This is a genomic window from Teichococcus coralli, from assembly GCF_009829925.1.
Classification (GTDB): domain Bacteria; phylum Pseudomonadota; class Alphaproteobacteria; order Acetobacterales; family Acetobacteraceae; genus Pseudoroseomonas; species Pseudoroseomonas coralli.
On sequence record NZ_SNVJ01000010.1, the window covers coordinates 101,042 to 118,057 of the forward strand.

The following is a 17,016-nucleotide window of genomic DNA, read 5'->3' on the forward strand; positions in this document are numbered from 1 at the left end:
ATCCTTTCCCTGAAACGTCCATGAGGAAGACAATGAAGCTCACCCGCCGCGCCTTCGGCGGCATCGCTGCGGGCATGCTCGCGGCGCCTGCCCTCGCCGCCGACCCTGTTGCCGCCTGGCCGGACCGCCCGGTCCGCATCGTGGTCCCCTTCGGCGCCGGCGGCGCGGTGGACACGCTGATCCGCGCCTTCAGCCAGCGCTTCTCCGAGTTCGCCAACGGTCAGCCGCTGGTGGTGGAGAACCGTTCGGGCGCCGGCGGCATGGTGGCGGGCGCCTATGTCGCCACCCAGCCGGCCGATGGCTACACGCTGATGGGTGCCGATATCGGCGCCAACGTCATCGGCAAGGAGCTGAACGCGAAGGCCAGCTACGATCCGATGACCAGCTTCACCCCGCTGATGCACCTGGTGAACCTGGACGCGGTGATGGTGGAGAACCCGACGGTCGAGCAGAAGACCGTCGAGGAGATCGTCGCCGCCGCCAGGAAGGACCCGGACGGCTTCGTCTATTCCTCGGCCGGCATCGGCAATGGCAGCCATCTCTTCATGGCGCTGCTGGCACGCGAGACCGGCATCCGCATGGTGCACGTCCCCTACCGCAGCGGCGCCGAGACGGTGACGGCGGTGATGCGCGGCGACGCGCAGTTCTGCTTCCCCTCGCTCTCCTCGACCCTGCCGATGATCAAGGGTGGCCAGGTGCGCCCCGTTGCGCTCGGCGCCGGGCCGAGCAAGCTGCTGCCGGGCGTGCCGCTGATGCGGGATACCCTTCCCGGCTTCGAGGTTGCCGTCTGGTACGGGCTGGCGGCGCCGGCCGGCATGGACGGCGCCCTGGCCGACAAGATCAACGCCACCTTCGGCAGGATCGCCGCCCTGCCGGAAATCCGCCGGACGGTGGAGGAGGTGCAGGGCGGCCGCATCGTCGGCGGCTCGCGGCAGGACTTCGCCGCCTTCCTGCAGAAGGAATTCGACCGCTGGACGCCGGTGATCCGCGAGGGCGGCATCCGCCTGGAATGAGGCGCAGGCCAGGGGCCCCGCCCCTGGATCCCACCGGGGGAAGCCGGGCTTCCCCCGGCGCCTGTCACTCCATGCGGATATGCGCCGCCTGGATCACCTTGCCCCAGCTTTCCGTCTCCCGCGCCAGGAAGCCGCGCAGGAACGCCGCATCGCCGCTCTGCAGCGTGACCCCCTGCTCCGCCAGCCGCGCCCGCAGGTCAGGATCCTCCGTCGCCGTGCGCAGCGCCGCGCCCAGGCGGTCCAGAACGGGCTGCGGCGTGCCGGCGGGAGCGAAGAGCGCCTGCCAGTAGACCGCCTCGAACCCCGGCACGGTTTCCGCCACCGCCGGCACCTCGGGCAGCAGCGCGACCCGCTCCGCCGAGCTGACGCCGAGCGCCCGCGTGACGCCCTCCCGGATGGCTGGCAGCGCCTCCAGCACCGCCGAGAACATGCCCTGGATGCGCCCTGTCCGCAGGTCGATCAGCGCCGGCGCGCCGCCGCGATAGGGCACATGCTGCAGGTCGGTGCCGGTGGCGTTGTTGAAGCGCGCCAGCGCCAGGTGGTTGACCGCGCCGTTGCCGGAGCTGCCGAAGTTCAGCTTGCCCGGATTCGCCTTCGCATAGGCGATCAGCTCCGCCACCGAATGCACCGGCAGGTCGCGGTGGACATGCAGCACGAAGGCGGACTGGTAGCCCATGCCGACGGGCGCCAGGGCCTTCTGCGGGTCCTTCGGCTCCAGGTTCGGCTGCAGGGTGGGGTTGATGGCCAGGGTGGTGGCGCCCATCAGCAGCGTGTAGCCGTCCGGCGCGGACTGCACGACATAGGTGGAGGCGATGGCGGTGGCTGCACCGGAGCGGTTCTCCACCACCACGGGATGGCCGAGCTCCCGCTCCATCCGCTGCGCGATCAGGCGGGTCGCGGTGTCGCTGATGCCGCCGGGGGGATAGCCGACCACCACCGTGACCGCCCGGGAGGGATAATCTTCGGCACGTCCGGTCTGCGGGGCGGCGGTCAGCAGCAGGGTGCTGGCGGCGAGGATCTGGCGGCGTGACGGCAAGGGCATGGAGGTGGCTTTCCTTGGATCGTTCATTTCTTTCGGCCTTTCCGGGTGACGGGCGGCCCGGGCACAGGCTGCCATCGTTTTGAAGACCCTGGCTACCTTCGCCCGCGCTTTCCGAGCTGCGGCGCATCGCCGGCAACCGGCAGGTGGACGTCTCCGCCATTCACTGGCGCGGACGGGCTACGCCGTGCCGCTGCTGCGCGACTGGTGGCACTCCGCGCCGGAGCGCCACCGCCGCACGGCCGCGATCTCTGAGCGGCTGATCGCCACCCGCGACGAGCATCGCGCCCTGGCCGGGGCCATGCCGCTGCCGCGCCGGGTGGGCTGATGCGCCCCTGCCGCCGGCCAAGGGCGCCGGAGGCGGCCGACAGCGTGCCCGGCACTCCTCCGGCCCGCTATAAGGCAGGGAGCCGGAACACCATCCGAACCATGAGGCGCCTGCCATGCTCAGATCCGTTGATGCCGGAGTACTGAACGTCACCTTCGAGGAGAGCGGAAGCCCGGGCGGCTGGCCGGTGCTGCTGCTGCACGGCTTCCCGTATGACATGCATGCCTACGACGCCGTGGCGCCGATCCTGGCCTCGGCGGGCGCAAGGGTCATCGTGCCTTGGCTGCGGGGCTACGGGCCCACCCGTTTCCGCTCGGCCGGAACACCGCGCTCCGGCGAGCAGGCAGCCCTGGGCAAGGACCTGCTCGACCTGATGGACGCGCTTCAGATCCGCTCGGCGGTGCTGGCGGGATACGACTGGGGCGGGCGGGCGGCCTGCATCGTCTCGGCCTTGTGGCCGGAGCGCGTCCAGGGACTGGTCTCGCAGAACGGCTACAACATCCAGGACATCGCGCGATCGGGCCAGCCGCAGGCGCCGGAGGACGAGCTGCGCTACTGGTACCAGTATTACTTTCATTCCGAGCGCGGCCGGCTGGGGCTGGCGCGGAACCGGCGTGCCCTCTGCCGCCTGCTGTGGCGCTTGTGGTCGCCGAAATGGCACTTCGACGACGTGACCTTCGACAGGACGGCAGCGAGCTTCGACAATCCCGATTTCGTGGAGGTGGTGATCCATTCCTACCGGCATCGCTTCGGGCTGGCCGCCGGTGATCCATCGCTGCTGCCGATCGAGCGGCAACTGGCTGCGCAGCCGGCCATCACCGTGCCGACGGTGACCCTGGACGGCGACGCGGATGGGGTGCTCGCCTCTGGCGGCACGGCGAAGCATGCGCCGCGTTTCGCCGGACCGCATGAGCACCGGGTCGTGCGGGATGGCGGGCACAATCTGCCCCAGGAGATGCCGGAGGCCTTCGCGGCGGCGATCCTGGATGTTCGGGCCGGGCAGGCGGCGGGATGAGGGACGAAGAGCCTGCCAGGCCTCTGCCGCGATCAGAGCCCGGCCCGGCGACGGACGCGACCTGCGAGATCTGCTCCCTCCCCGGTCCGGTCACGCAGGGCGATCGTTGAGCCACGCGCAGGCCGGGCGGCCAGCGGCGAGACGCCACGATGCTGCCTCGTCGCGCGCCGGGTCCCAGCCCTTCCTGAATCCTGATCCTCGCCCTCGCAGGCATATCGGCGTGGGATGGCTGGCGGGCAGTCACGTCCCGTAGCCTGGTGGTTACCCGACCACGCGTCCAAAACTGCCTCCAGGCGCATACGCGGCGCTCACATGAAACGAGCCAGGCCTTCGCCCAGGCAAGCCCGGCGCAGTTCGCATTTGAAACGCGACTTGCGGCTGGCGCATGCTCGGACGCCGGCAACCCATGGAACATCCCGATGACAAGTTGGCGTGACTGGAACACAGACCGAAAGGCTGTGCTGATAGCCGAATCCGCTCCTGTGGTGATGGCATGAGCGCCGCGCAGTTGCGGCTGGCAGGGCGGGTTTGCATCGTCACCGGCGCCGCATCCGGCATCGGCCGGGCCATCGCGCGGCTGTATGCCCGGCAGGGCGCGGCTGTGGTCCTGGCGGACCGCGCGGAGGCGCCGCTGGAAGGCGGCACGCCGACCTTCGGCATGATCCGCGCGGAGGGCGGCGAGGCCCTGAACTGCCCCACGGACGTGTCGGATGCCGCGCAGGTCGGCGCGCTGCTCGCCGCGACGGTGGAGCGTTTCGGCCGGCTGGATGTGCTGGTCAACAACGCTTGCATCCGGCATGCCCGCCCGTTGCTGGAGATGGCGGAGGCCGACTGGGAGCGGGTGATGGCGGTCAACCTGAAGGGCGCTTTCCTCTGCAGCCAGGCAGCCGTGCGGCAGATGCTGACGCAGCCTCCCAGGGAGGAAGTGCGCGGGCGGCTGATCAACCTCTCCTCGCAGCACGGGATGATCGCGGCGCCCGATGACATCGCTTATGGCGTCAGCAAGGCCGGCGTGGACTACATGACCCGCCAGGTGGCGGTGGATTACGCCGCCGATGGCATCGTCTGCAATGCCATCGCACCCGGCAAGATCCAGACCGGCCAGCCCGGTCGCGGGATGGATGCGGCGGTCCTGGACCGCGCCACGCGGCGCACGCCCTGGCCGCGGCTCGGCCGCCCGCAGGATGTCGCGCAGGCGGCGCTCTTCCTGGCGAGCGACGAGGCCAGCTTCATCACCGGCGCCACCCTGATGGTCGACGGCGGCTGGATGGCCGCCTAGGCACCGCCCTGAACCGCACCGATAACCCGTGCGGAAGACCATTGTACCCGCACGGGCCGGTCATCCCGAGGGGAGCCCACCCGGCCCGCGGCCGACCGGAAGCGGTGAAACCGCCCCCGCCGCTATCCCGTGTAGCCCAAGACGCGATCCGTCGCCTGCGCGGCATCGGGCCGCTCCGAGGCCGGGCCGTAGCCGCCGCCGCCGGAGGTTTCCAGCCGGATGATGTCGCCGCGCAGCAGCCGCAGGTTGTTCACCTTGGAGCCGAGTGCCCGGCGCTCGCCATCGCGGATCAGCCACAGGCGGCCCTCGCGGCCCGGCTCTCCGCCTTCGAGGCCGTAGGGGCGGAACCTGAAGCGTTCGCCATTGGCCGTGAAGACAGCCTCCGGGCAGTCCACCCGCCATTCCCGGAACAGGCCCAGCCCGCCGCGGTGCCGGCCCGCGCCACCCGAGCCGGGCAGCAGGCCATAGGCGGTGATGCTGAGCGGCAGCTCGCTTTCGATCATCTCGGCCGGGATGTTGGAATTGTTGTGCATGCCGTAGGTGTAGCCGTTCAGGCCGTCCATGTCGGCATGGGCGCCGCTGCCGCCCACCTCGATCTCCACCAGGACGCCGCGCTCGCCAGTTTCCGCGACGGTCTGGAACGAGCAGACATAGCTCACGCCGTAATAGGCGGCGGGCACGCGGCCGGGCACGGCCTTGTGGAGCGCCCCCAGCAAGGTGGTGGCCAGGCGATGGCCGACGGCGATGCGGTTCGCGACCGGGGCGGGGTGCCGTGCGTTCACCACCGTGCCTTCCGGAGCGATCACGCGCACCGGGCGGTAGCACCCCGCATTGGGCGCGATCTCCGTATCCGCGATCGCCATGATGGCGAAGGAAACGGCGGAGCCGGAGGAGGCGAGCGTGGCGTTCACCGGCCCCAGCACCTGCGGGCCGCAGCCCGACAGGTCCACCACGATCTCCTCGCCCCGCACCTCGACCGCGGCATGGATGCGGATCGGCGCCTCGGTGATCCCGTCGTCGTCCAGGAAGTCCTCAAACTCGTAGCGTCCGTCGGGAATGCGGCCGATCATGGCGCGCATGGCGCGCTCCGACCCGTCGAGGATGCGGGCGCAGGCCTCCACCAGGGTTTCGGCCCCGAAGCGCGCGGCGATGCGCTGGAGGTTGGCCTCGCCCACCGAAAGGGAGGCGAGCTGCGCCTGCAGGTCGCCCCACAGCATGTCCGGCCGGCGGACGTTCTGGCGCATCATCGCCAGCAGGTCGTCGTTCAGCCGGCCGCGGCGCACGAGCTTCAGCGGCGGGATGCGCAGCCCCTCCTGGAACACCTCCGTGGCGGTCGCGGCATAGCTGCCGGCCGCCATGCCGCCCATGTCCAGGTGGTGGCACAGCGTGCCCACGATGGCGACGCGCCGGCCCTCCACGAAAACCGGGCGGAAGGCCAGGATGTCCGGGATATGCTGGCCGCCGCAGTAGGGATCGTTGGTGATGACCACGTCGCCCTCCTCCCACCGCTCCAGCGGCAGGAAGTCCCGCACTACGGTCAGCAGGCCCGTGCTCATGGAGTTGAGGTGCTGCGGGATGCGCGCGGACTGGGCGACGTTGTAGCCATGGCAGTCGAAGATGGCCGTCGAATAGTCCAGCAGCTCCCGCACCACGGTGGAGCGGCTGGTGCGCCACACCGTCACGTCCATCTCCGCCGCCGCGGCGGTCAGCGCATTGCGCAGGATCTCCAGCCCGACGGGCCCCAGTTCATCAGCCTTGCTCATGCCGTGATCCTCCGCGCGATCAGCGCCCCCTCGGGACCGGGCGCGCAGCGCCAGCCCTCGGCAACAAAGACGGTGGTGTATTCCTCCTCGATCAGCGCGGGGCCTTCCACGGCGTCGCGGAGCTGTTCCCGCTGGTGCACGGCGACGCGCCGCGCCGCGCCGGAAAGCCAGACCTCGCGCGCCGCGGTCGGACGGTCGGCGCCGGCGCCCGGCGCCCGGCGCGCCTCGGCGCGCGGCAGCAGGCCGGTCGCGGTCAGGCGCAGCGCCACCAGTTCCACGGCGGCGTCCGGGTTGGCGTAGGAGAAGCGCCGGGCATGGATGGCGTGGAACGCCTCCAGCAGGCGCTCCAGCGCCGACGGCTCTGCCGCCGCCTCCGGCCAGGGCACCACCAGTTCAAAGGCCTGGCCACGATAGCGCAGATCGGCGGAAACGGCGAAGCGGCGCTCCGCCTGCGGCACTCCATCAGCCTCCAGCAGGGCCTCGCCCTGGGCGCGAAGCTGCTCCAGCGCGGCGGCGATGCCGGGCAGGCTTTCCACCGCCGCCGGCATCACCCGGCTGCGCGCGACGTCATGGACGATGTCGGAATGCAGGATGCCGAAGGCCGAGAAGGTGCTGGCATCCGCCGGGAAGATGACCTCCGGCACACCCAGTTCCTCCGCCACCGGAATGGCGTGCAGGCCGCCGGCGCCGCCGAAGGAGAGAATGGAGAAGGCACGGGGGTCCAGGCCCTTCTCGAACAGGCTCAGCCGGGCGGCGGAAGCCAGTCCGGCATTGGTCACGGCCAGGATGCCCTCCGCCGTCTCGGCCGGCGCCAGGCCGAGCGGCCTTCCGACCTCCCGTGCGATGGCCTCCTCCGCGGCCGCCCGGTCCAGCGGCATGGCGCCGCCCAGGAAGAAACGCGGGTCGAGCAGCCCCAGGGCGACGTTCGCATCCGTCACCGTCGGCTCCATGCCGCCGCGCGCGTAGCACACCGGGCCAGGGCGCGAGCCGGCGCTGCGGGGGCCGGCGCGCAGCCGCCCCGCATCGTCCACCGCCGCGATCGAGCCGCCGCCGGCGCCGATCGTGCGGATCTCGATCATCGGCAGCCGCACGGGGAGCCGGTCGATCTCCCCCTGGGTCATCTGGGTCACGGCGCCGTCCTGCACGACGCAGATGTCGAAGCTGGTGCCGCCCATGTCGGCGCCGAGAAGATTGGGCCGGTCCAGCGCCTGCGCCATCCGCAAGGTGGCGAGCGCGCCGCCGCTGGGGCCGGAGAGCAGCAGGCGGGCCGGCTGCAGCGCGGCCATGCCGGCGCTGCACACGCCGCCGTTCGACTGCACGAGCAGCAGCCTGGCCTTCAGCCCCGCCTCGGCCATGCGCGCGGCGAGGCGCTCCAGATAGGCGCCGACCACCGGCATCAGCAGCGCGTTCAGCACCGTGGTGGAGGAGCGCTCGTATTCCCGGATCTCCGGGCTGATCTCGGAGGAGATGCAGACCGGCACGCCGGGCAGCGCGGCGCGCAGGCCTTCCGCGAGGGCCTCCTCATGCGCCGGGTTCACATGCGCGTTCAGCAGGCAGATGGCCACCGCCTCGGCGCCGAGCCCGCGCAGCCTGGCGGCCAGCCCGCCGGCGGCATCCGGCGCCAGCGGCGCCTCGACGCTGCCATCGGCGCGCATGCGCTCCGCCACGCCGAGGCGGCGGTCGCGCGGGATCAGCGGCGGTTCGTGGCGCGGCTTCAGCGCGTAGATCTCGCGGCGGGTATGGCGGCCGATCTCCAGCACATCCTCGAAGCCCGCCGTCGTCACCAGCACGCCGCGCGGCAGCCGCCGCTCCAGCACGGCGTTGGTGGCGATGGTCGTGCCATGCAGCAGGAGCCGGATGTCGGAAAGGGCGAAGCCAAAGCGCTGCGCCGCCTCGGCGATCCCCGTCATCAAACCGATGGAGGGGTCTTCGGGCGTCGTCGGCGTCTTCAGGCTGCGCAGGGCGAAGCTGCGCTCGTCCAGGATCTGCAGATCGGTGAAGGTGCCTCCGATATCGATGCCGATCCGGATAAAGGGGCTGTGTGGCAAGGGCTTATCCGGCCTCCGGCAGACGGTTGGCGGTGAATGGATGACGTGCGGGCGAAGAAAACCCGCATGCCGCAGCACGGGTGAGGCTCAGCCTAGCACCGGCGCCACGTCCGGCGGAATCCGTCAGAAGACGGCGAGCCGGGAATTCAGCAGATCCGTCACCAGCATGTGGCCGGGCGCGTGCGTGATGCAGAAGGAAGGCCGGCAGGCCGCGACAACGGTTTGCGGCGTGACGCCGCAGGCCCAGAACAGCGGCAACTCGTCCGGCATCAGCGTCAGCGGCTGCCCGGCAAGCAGCTTGTCCAGGTCCACCCCGATCAGTTCCGGCTTGCCGATATGCACGGGCGCACCGTGCACGGCGGGGAAGCGGGAGGTGATCTGGATGGCGCGGATGGCTTCCGCAGGTCGGAAGGCGCGCATGGAGACCGCCATCGGTCCCTGAAACCGCCCGGAGGGCGTGCAGGCGATGTTGGTGCGGTAGACCGGGACGGGCGTGTTGTTCGCGATGTGCCGCATCTCCAGCCCGTCGGCGGCCAGCGCCTCCTCGAAGGAATGCGAGCAGCCGAGCAGAAAGGAAACGAGGTCCTCACGCCAGTGCTCGCGCAGGTCCTCCACCTCCGCCACCATCTCTCCGTCTTTCCAGATGCGGTAGCGGGGCAGGTCCGTGCGGATATCGATATCGCGGCCCAGGGTGGGCAGGGCGGGATCGCCCGGCTCGGAGCTGGCGAGCAACGGGCAGGGGCGGGGGTTCAGCGCGCAGAAGCGCTGGAAGTCGGCCGCGTATTCCCGGGGAAGGATGGCGAGGTTCGCCTGGACATGGCCTGGCGCAAGGCCCTGCGTGACGCCGCGCAGCGCACCCCGGCGCGCGCGCTGCCGGACGTCCCAGCCTGTCTCGCGCAACGATGACGCATGGTCCATCGGGATCCCCTTTCACCGGCTGCCGGAACGATCATCGCAGCCTCCGGGCGCAGGCATGTCTAATCTTCATTTTGGATCACGCGATAGATTTTCCTTATCGGCAACCGCCGCAGCATTCTCAGCGCCCTCAATTTGCGCAGCGATTTCGCAGGCCAAGCCTGCCACCAGCCCCGCCAGGTAACTGTCGGGCTTCCGCAGGTAGCTGACCTGGAAGTTCACCGGCGGCAGGACGACATCTTCAACCTCCAGCAGCCGGAGCCGCCCCTCGGCCAGCTCCCGTCGCACCATGACGGGCTGCATCACGCTGATGCCGACGCCATCCAGCGCCAGCCGCACCATGGTCGTCACGGAGGCGCTGCCCCACAGGCGCAGACCGGACGCGTCCGTGCGCGCGAAGGCCTGCCGCAACTCGGCCGAGACCGAGGTGTGGTGCGGGAAGCTGAGCAGCGGCCAGCGCGTCAGCTCCGACAGCCGCAGAGGACGGTCCGGCAGGCCGAGATCCGGTCGTGCGATCCAGCCCAGGGGAAAGCCGCAGAGCGGCTGGTTCACGGCCCGGGGGTCGTCCACCGCGTCCACCAGCATGGCGATGTCGATGGCGCCGGAGAGAAGCTGCTCCCGCAGGGCCGGCGTGATGTCCACCACCATGTCCAGCACCAGCGAGGGATAGGTGGCGGCGATCCGTTCCACCAGCCGGGGCAGAAGGATGTGGACCAGCGTCTCGGAAAGCCCCAGCCGAAGAGCGCCCTGCACAACCGCCGGATGCGCCACGGAGCGAAGCATTTCGCCACGCAGCTCCAACATCTGCTCGGCGTAGCGCAAAAGCGTTGCGCCCTCAGGCGTGAGGGTGGCGCGGCGCTGGCGCGGCTGGAACAACGTGACGCCCAGATCCTGCTCAAGCTGCTGGATGCGGGCCGAGACGGCGGGCTGGGTGGTGTGGAGCCTGGCGGCCGCGGCCCGGAAGCCGCCGAGATGCGCCACCCAGACGAAGGTCTCAAGGGAGCGGAGATCGCGCATGCGCCAGCTTATGGCGCCGCCCCAGGGCTGTAAATCTGGCTGGCGCTCCTTCGCAGGGCCAGCGCCGCGAAGCGTGGCGACAGACAGCGGTGGTGCGCGGTCCACTCCTCTCTTGTCTCTTGCGTACCCGTCCTTTTCGGTGCGAGCATTCCGCTGCCTTGCGGCTGGCTGCGGCCAGCGAAGAAGCCATAACGATAAACGCAATCACCACTGAGGGATGCTCACGTGAAAAAGCGTGTTCTGCTCGGCGCCGCGCTGGCGGCGCTCCTTCCGTTGCTCGGACGCGCCGCGGCGCAGGATCTGCCGAAGCTGCAATTCAAGGCAGTGGGCCTCAACGGCCCGACGGTCGCCTCCACCGTGGACGAGATCCCTTTCTGGCGGAACACCATCCCGCAGGCCTCCAACGGCGCGATCACGGTGGACATCACGCCGCTGGACCAGATGGGCATCGACGACAAGACGATGCTGCGTCTCCTGAAGCTGGGCGTGATGGACTTCGCGAGCATGGACATCTCGAAGATGGCCGGCGACGATCCGCGCTTCGAGGGGTGCGACCTCGCCGGGCTGACGCTGGAGCCGGACAAGGCGCGGGCGGCCTGCAAGGCCTGGGCCCCGGTGCTCGACCAGCAGATGCAGAAGAACTGGAACGCGAAACTGCTCGCCATCGGCGGCAACCCGCCGCAGGTCTTCTGGTGCCGCTCCGCCATTGGCGGCCTCGACGACCTGAAGGGCAAGAAGGTGCGCGTCTTCAACAACACGATGCGCGACTTCCTGCAGGGCGTCGGCGCTACGGCGGTCAGCATGGCCTTCGCGGAAGTGGTGCCCGCGCTCAACAACGGCGTGGTGGACTGCGCCGTGACCGGCAGCCTTTCCGGCAACACCGCCGGCTGGACCGAGGTGACGAAGTCGATCTACCCGATGTCGCTCGGCTGGAGCATCAACGCGCTCGCCGTCAACCTCAAGACCTGGAACAGCATGGACCCGAAGGTGCAGGCCTTCTTCCTCGAGCAGATGAAGGCCTATGAGGACAAGATGTGGGAGACGGTGCGGCAGGCGACCGCCCAGGCCGAGACCTGCAACACCGGCCGGCAGCCCTGCACCATGGGCAAGCCGGCGGACATGAAAATCCTGGAGGTGACGCCCGAGGAGGAGGCGAAGCGCAAGAGCCTCGTTGAAGGCCCGGTGCTGTCCAACTGGGCGAAGCGCTGCGGCACCGAATGCGCCCAGGCGTGGAACGAGAAGGTGGGGCCCGTCGTCGGGTTGAAGGCGCCGGTGCGCTGACGCATCCGGCATCCCGGCACGGCGGAGGCGCGCCGTGCCCGCTTTCACCCCGGCCCGAAGGGAGATGGTGCGTGCAGGCTGTGATGAAGGTCGCCTCCTACGTGGCGAGGGCGGGCGTCTGGCTGGGCGGCGTGCTGATCCTTCTCGCCGCCGTCCTGATCGGCGTTGACGTGGTGCTGCGCCAGGTCTTCACGACCTCGATCGGCGGCGCCGACGAGCTCGCCGGCTATGCGCTGGCGATCGGCACCGCCTGGGCGCTGGCGGCGGCGCTGCTGGATCGCGCCCATATCCGGATCGATTCGCTCTACCTGATGTTTCCCTCGCCGTTCCGCGCGGCCTGCGACCTTCTGGGCCTGGCGCTCATGGTCGGCTTCTTCGCCCTGGTCTGCTGGCACGGCCTCGGCGTGATGGAGCAATCCTGGACCTCCGGCTCGCGCAGCCAGTCAGCGCTGCAGATCCCCGTCGTGGTGCCGCAGCTGCTCTGGGTCATCGGCCTCGGCACCTTTGTGGCCATCGGGGCGGCGGTGTTCCTGCTGGCCCTGCTGCGCCTCCTCACCGGCGACCGCGCCAGCGCCGGGCGGATGATCGGGACCCGCTCGGCCGAAGAGGACATTGAGGAGGAACTGCAATCCGCGGAAACGCGGCGGATGAAGGCGGGCGCCCCATGATCGTCACTACGCTCCTGATCCTGCTGACGCTGCTTGCCGCCGCCGTGCCTGTCGCGGCCGCGCTCGGCGTGCTTGGCCTCGCCCTCGGCGAGATCTACGCCCGGTTCCCGCTCTCCCTCGCCATGGGCGAGTTGGCCTGGTCCACCTCCAACTCCTTTCTTCTCGTCGCCATCCCGTTCTTCGTCCTGCTCGGCGAGATCCTGCTGCGCTCCGGCCTGGCGGAACGGATGTATGCGGCGCTCGTGCAGTGGATCCCCTGGCTGCCCGGTGGCCTGATGCATTCGAACATCGCCGCCTGCGGGCTCTTCGCGGCGACCTCCGGATCGAGCGTGGCGACGGCGGCCACGATCGGCACGGTCGCGCTCGGCGAGGTCGAGCGGCGCGGCTACAATGAACGGCTTTTCCTGGGCACCATCGCGGCCGGCGGCACGCTCGGGATCCTGATCCCGCCCTCGATCAACATCATCGTCTATGGCGTGCTGACCGAGACCTCCATTCCGCAGCTTTACCTGGCCGGGCTGCTGCCGGGCATCGTGCTGGCATTCCTCTTCAGCGTCACCGTCGTCATCGCCTGCCTGCTGCGCCCCAGCCTGGATGGATCCCGGGTCGAGACGGATTGGCGCAGCCGCTGGCGCTCGCTGCCTGACCTGGTGCCCCCGGTCTTCATCTTCATCGCGGTGGTGGGCTCGATCTATGCCGGTCTCGCCACGGCGACGGAGTCAGCTGCGCTGGGCGTTCTGACGGCTCTCGCCGTGGCCGCCTGGCGGCGCCGGCTGTCCCTCGCGGTGATGCGCGAAGCGCTCGAGGGAACGATGCGGACAACGGCGATGATCATGGCGATCCTCATCGCCGCCTACTTCCTGAACTTCGTCATCACTTCGATCGGCCTGACGGCTCAGGTGAACCGCTACATCACCTCCCTTGGCCTCTCCCCCACGGGGCTTCTCCTCGTCGTCGTGGTCTTCTACCTGATCCTCGGCATGTTCATGGAAACGCTCTCCATGATGGTCGCGACGGTGCCGATCATCACTCCCCTCCTGATCAATGCCGGCTTCGATCCGGTCTGGTTCGGCATCCTCGTCGTCGTGCTGATGGAGACGGCCATGATCACTCCGCCCGTGGGGATCAATCTCTATGTCGTCCAGGGCCTGCGCAAGCGCGGGCGCATCGACGACGTCATCATCGGCACCACGCCCTTCGTGCTGACGATGCTGGCCATGATCGCGGCGCTGATCCTTTGGCCGGGGATCGCTCTCTGGATTCCGCAGCACGCCGCGCGCTGAGCGCCGCTTCCTGCGAACTCCCATCCTCCGGCGTTCTGCTGTCGCGACGATGGCGCCTCACAACGCGCGTCGCCGTCTAGTGCGGCACCGCCTGGCCGCCACATCGTTTCTGAAGCGGCTTGACAAGCCAGGCCGCGGTGCGCCTACTCAGCTGCGACGTCGTGCTCGGAGAAGATGAAGGATGGCGGCGACAACATCGGAACTGACGGCGCTTCCCGCCCATGCCCTGTCGGCCGAGATCGCTTCACGGCGGCTTTCTCCCGTTGATGTCGTTGATGCCCTCCTCGACCGCATTCGCTCCCTCGATCCAAAATTGAACGCCTTCGTCGAGGTCTATGCCGGCGACGCGCGGCTGGCTGCCGAGGCAGCCGACAAGGCCATCCGGTCCGGCCATGCGGTCGGTCCGCTGCACGGTGTCCCGATCGCGCTCAAGGATCTTGTTGAGATCGAGGGCCGGGTGACGACGGGCGGCTCCATGGCGTGGCGAGACCGCCGATCCTCGTATACCGCGACGCTGGCCACGCGCCTCATCAAGGCTGGCATGATCGTGATCGGCAAGACCCACAGCGTCGAGTTCGCGCTGGGCCTCTGGGGCACGAACCAGCACATGGGCACGCCGCGGAACCCCTGGGACGCCACAAGGCCGCGCACGCCGGGCGGTTCGAGCAGCGGGTCCGGCGTGGCTGTCGCGGCGCGGCTGGTTCCCTGGGCGATCGGAACCGATACGGGAGGTTCCGTACGCCTCCCCGCTTCCTTCTGCGGAGTCACCGGCCTCAAGGCGACCATTGGCCGCATCAGCACCTATGGCGTGCTGCCGATCAGTCCGACGCTCGACACGCCGGGCCCGATCACGCGCTCGGTCGAGGATGCGGCGATCCTCTATCGGCTTCTCCATGGGCCTGACCCGCGCGACCATCGGACGCTGAACCAGCCGGACGGCGACGTCCTGCCCGGCCTGAAGCGGGGTATCCGCGGACTGCGCCTCGCGCGCATGCCGGAGGTCGAGCGGGAAGGCGTCTCCGCCGAGGTGCTGGCCGCCTATGAGCAGTCCCTGGAAGTCCTGGCCGGCCTGGGGGCGCTGATCGAGGAGGTGCCGCTGCCGCGCCGGCTGGACGACTATGCCGAACTGACAAACCGCATCCTGCTCGCGGAGGGCTACTCCCTCTACGGGGAGATCGTCGACGACGACAGGTTGCCGATCGACGCGGCGGTCCGGCAACGGCTCCGCTTGGGCGCGGGCATTTCGGCGCGGGACTACCTTTCGGCGCTGCGCCTGCAGAACGAACGGAAGCAGGAGTTCGCAGCGGCGCTGGCCAATTACGACGCGCTTCTGACGCCCACGACCTGGACCGCCGCCCTCCCGCTGGATTCCATCGACGACGTGCCGGTTCCGGCGCGCTTCACCCGCTTCGTCAACCTGCTGGAGCTCTGCGGCATCGCGCTGCCCAACGGATTCACCGCGGAGGGGCTCCCAACCTCGCTGCAGATCGTTGGCCGGGGCCATGACGAAGCAACGGTGCTCCGCATCGCCTGGGCCTATCAGGCCGCGACGGACTGGCACCAGCGCACCCCGCCCGCGCCCTAAAGGCCGGCACAGGGAAGCGGCCGCCCGGCGACCATGCCCATCGGCGGAGCGGGCAGCCTTTCAGGGAGAATGCGTCCATGTACGTCCTCAACCCACTTCCCCCGCAGATCGACGGGGCGATGCTCGATCTTCTGCGCAAGGCCGAGCCAGCCACGATCGGGCATTTCCTGCACACGGGCTTCATGGAGCCGGGCATCCGTGGGCTGTTCCCCGATGTGCGCATTGCAGGGACGGCGGTGACGGTCCGTGCCCCGGGCGCCGACGGCGTCATGGTGCACCACGCCGTGGGCCAGGCCCGGCCCGGCGATGTCCTGGTCATTGACCGGTGTGGCGACCACAAGCACGCCTGCATCGGAGGCGCGGTGGCCTATGCGGCCCGGAAGGCAGGCGTCGCCGGCATCATCGTGGATGGCATGGTCACGGATATCGGTGAGCTGCGGGCCTATGGCGTCCCGGTCTGGGCGCGCGGCCTGTCGCCTGTCACCGTGAAGCTTCTGGGCCTCGGTGGGGACTTCTGCGTGCCGGTTTCGTGCGGCGGGACCATGGTGAACCCGGGCGACGCGATCTTCGCCGACGAGAACGGCGTGCTCGTGCTGGATCCTTCGCAGATCGAGGCTGCGGCCAAGCGGGCCATCGGGATGCAGGCGGATGAGAAGAAGACGCTCGCGCGGATCGACGCGGGCGAGAAGTACCCCGACATCCTGGGTTCCTCGGCGATCATCCAGAAGCATCTGCGTCCGGACTAGGAGCGCCGCGCAGCCTTTCCGGTAAGCGGAGGCGCAGGATCATGGAATTCCGCAGCCTTGAGGTCTTCCACGCCGTTGCCACGCTGCGCAGCTTCGCCCGCGCGGCGGACACGCTCCGCATGACGCAGTCGGCCGTCTCCCAGCGGATCGCCAGCCTGGAGGCCGAGCTGGGCGAGCGGCTGCTGGAGCGCTCCTCCCGCGGCGCCTTGCTCACCCCGAAAGGCGAGATCCTGCTGCACCATGCCGAACGCCTGCTGAAGGCCCGCGCGGAACTGATCCAGGCGATTGCCGCGCCGCAGCCGGAAAGCCGCCTGATCCGCCTGGGCGTGGCCGAGACCATCGCGCAGACCTGGCTGCCCAGCTTCATCGGCAGCGTCAACGCGCGCTATTCGTTCGTCACCTTCGAGATCGAGGTCGATGTTTCCGCCAATCTGCGCAGCCGCGTGGTCCGGCAGGAGATTGACTTGGCCTTCCTGCTGGGCAAGGCGATCGAGCCGGGCATCACCAGCATCGACCTGTGCTCCTACCCTCTCCGCTTCGTGGCCAGCGCCGCGCTGCCGTTTCCGGAACGTCCGGTTCCGCTGGAGGCGCTGGGGCGGCATGCGCTGATCAGCTTTCCCAAATCCACCGTTCCCTACCGCAACCTGCAGGAGATGTTCCAGGAGCGCTCGCTCAAGGTGCCGCAGATCCACGCCAGCTCCTCGGTTTCCACCATCATCAAGATGACCCTGGACCGGATCGGCATCTGCGTCATCGCACCGATCCTGATCCGGCAGGAGTTGCAGGACGGCCGGCTGGTGGTGCTGGAAACCGACATCGTGCTGCCGACGCTCGACTTCACGGCCAGCTTCGGCACCGTCGCGGGCGGTCCGCTGATGGCGTCCGTCGCGCAGATCGCTTGGCAGACCGCGCAGCAATGGGCCTGATCCGATAAGCTCCCCTTATCGCCCGGCTTTACGTTTATGGATTGGACAGCACTGTGTTCTCGCGGCCATCCTGGGAAACACCCGTGACAAGATGCCGGACTCCGGCGCGC

At 69.4% G+C, this 17,016-nt stretch carries 15 protein-coding genes; 10 read left to right on the plus strand and 5 right to left on the minus strand.

Going from position 1 to position 17,016, the window contains the following annotated elements; genetic code table 11:
* Positions 1-20: 20 nt before the first annotated feature.
* The gene (locus tag E0493_RS13160) at positions 21-1,013 is read left to right on the plus strand and encodes a Bug family tripartite tricarboxylate transporter substrate binding protein (RefSeq protein WP_235913754.1); all 993 of its coding nucleotides are present in this window, start codon (positions 21-23) and stop codon (positions 1,011-1,013) included.
* A gap of 64 nt (positions 1,014-1,077) precedes the next feature.
* On the opposite strand, the gene E0493_RS13165 is transcribed toward E0493_RS13160, so the two are convergent.
* Positions 1,078-2,055: a Bug family tripartite tricarboxylate transporter substrate binding protein gene (locus E0493_RS13165; RefSeq protein WP_160937402.1), complete on the minus strand. Its 978-nt coding sequence runs from the start codon at positions 2,053-2,055 to the stop codon at positions 1,078-1,080.
* A gap of 184 nt (positions 2,056-2,239) precedes the next feature.
* Between E0493_RS13165 and E0493_RS13170 the strand changes: the two genes are divergently transcribed.
* The 3 genes from E0493_RS13170 to E0493_RS13180 all read left to right on the plus strand — a co-directional run bounded on the left by E0493_RS13170 (position 2,240) and on the right by E0493_RS13180 (position 4,674).
* A complete protein-coding gene (locus E0493_RS13170) occupies positions 2,240-2,380 on the plus strand; it encodes a hypothetical protein (RefSeq protein WP_160937403.1) in 141 nt (46 codons plus the stop codon).
* Between the two features lie 115 nt (positions 2,381-2,495).
* The gene (locus E0493_RS13175; RefSeq protein ID WP_160937404.1) at positions 2,496-3,395 is read left to right on the plus strand and encodes an alpha/beta fold hydrolase; all 900 of its coding nucleotides are present in this window, start codon (positions 2,496-2,498) and stop codon (positions 3,393-3,395) included.
* 493 nt (positions 3,396-3,888) lie between these two features.
* The gene (locus tag E0493_RS13180; protein ID WP_160937405.1) at positions 3,889-4,674 is read left to right on the plus strand and encodes an SDR family NAD(P)-dependent oxidoreductase; all 786 of its coding nucleotides are present in this window, start codon (positions 3,889-3,891) and stop codon (positions 4,672-4,674) included.
* Between the two features lie 122 nt (positions 4,675-4,796).
* On the opposite strand, the gene E0493_RS13185 is transcribed toward E0493_RS13180, so the two are convergent.
* From E0493_RS13185 to E0493_RS13200, 4 genes are all read right to left on the minus strand, one after another.
* Positions 4,797-6,437: a hydantoinase B/oxoprolinase family protein gene (locus tag E0493_RS13185; RefSeq protein ID WP_160937406.1), complete on the minus strand. Its 1,641-nt coding sequence runs from the start codon at positions 6,435-6,437 to the stop codon at positions 4,797-4,799.
* Complete coding sequence (locus E0493_RS13190) at positions 6,434-8,485, minus strand: hydantoinase/oxoprolinase family protein (RefSeq protein ID WP_160937407.1); 2,052 nt, start codon at positions 8,483-8,485, stop codon at positions 6,434-6,436. Before E0493_RS13190 ends, E0493_RS13185 begins: the two co-directional genes overlap by 4 nt.
* A 123-nt stretch (positions 8,486-8,608) precedes the next feature.
* Positions 8,609-9,403: a putative hydro-lyase gene (locus tag E0493_RS13195; protein WP_160937408.1), complete on the minus strand. Its 795-nt coding sequence runs from the start codon at positions 9,401-9,403 to the stop codon at positions 8,609-8,611.
* 66 nt (positions 9,404-9,469) lie between these two features.
* On the minus strand, positions 9,470-10,417 hold the full coding sequence (locus tag E0493_RS13200; RefSeq protein ID WP_160937409.1) for a LysR family transcriptional regulator: 948 nt from the start codon (positions 10,415-10,417) through the stop codon (positions 9,470-9,472).
* A 225-nt stretch (positions 10,418-10,642) separates the two neighbouring features.
* On the opposite strand from E0493_RS13200, the gene E0493_RS13205 reads away from it, so the two are divergent.
* From E0493_RS13205 to E0493_RS13230, 6 genes are all read left to right on the plus strand, one after another.
* Positions 10,643-11,698, plus strand: a complete 1,056-nt coding sequence (locus tag E0493_RS13205) for a TRAP transporter substrate-binding protein (RefSeq protein WP_160937410.1) — start codon at positions 10,643-10,645, stop codon at positions 11,696-11,698.
* Between the two features lie 71 nt (positions 11,699-11,769).
* Positions 11,770-12,366 carry a TRAP transporter small permease gene (locus E0493_RS13210; protein ID WP_160937411.1) on the plus strand — a complete coding sequence of 199 codons (597 nt, stop codon included), beginning with the start codon at positions 11,770-11,772 and terminating at the stop codon, positions 12,364-12,366.
* Positions 12,363-13,649 (plus strand): TRAP transporter large permease, encoded by a 1,287-nt coding sequence (locus E0493_RS13215; protein ID WP_160937412.1) that lies wholly within the window; start codon positions 12,363-12,365, stop codon positions 13,647-13,649. The genes E0493_RS13210 and E0493_RS13215 overlap by 4 nt, the downstream gene beginning before the upstream one ends.
* Positions 13,650-13,830: 181 nt before the next feature.
* Complete coding sequence (locus E0493_RS13220; RefSeq protein WP_160937413.1) at positions 13,831-15,234, plus strand: amidase; 1,404 nt, start codon at positions 13,831-13,833, stop codon at positions 15,232-15,234.
* Between the two features lie 77 nt (positions 15,235-15,311).
* Positions 15,312-15,980 carry an RraA family protein gene (locus E0493_RS13225; RefSeq protein WP_160937414.1) on the plus strand — a complete coding sequence of 223 codons (669 nt, stop codon included), beginning with the start codon at positions 15,312-15,314 and terminating at the stop codon, positions 15,978-15,980.
* Between the two features lie 41 nt (positions 15,981-16,021).
* Complete coding sequence (locus E0493_RS13230) at positions 16,022-16,906, plus strand: LysR family transcriptional regulator (RefSeq protein ID WP_160937415.1); 885 nt, start codon at positions 16,022-16,024, stop codon at positions 16,904-16,906.
* Positions 16,907-17,016 lie beyond the last annotated feature (110 nt).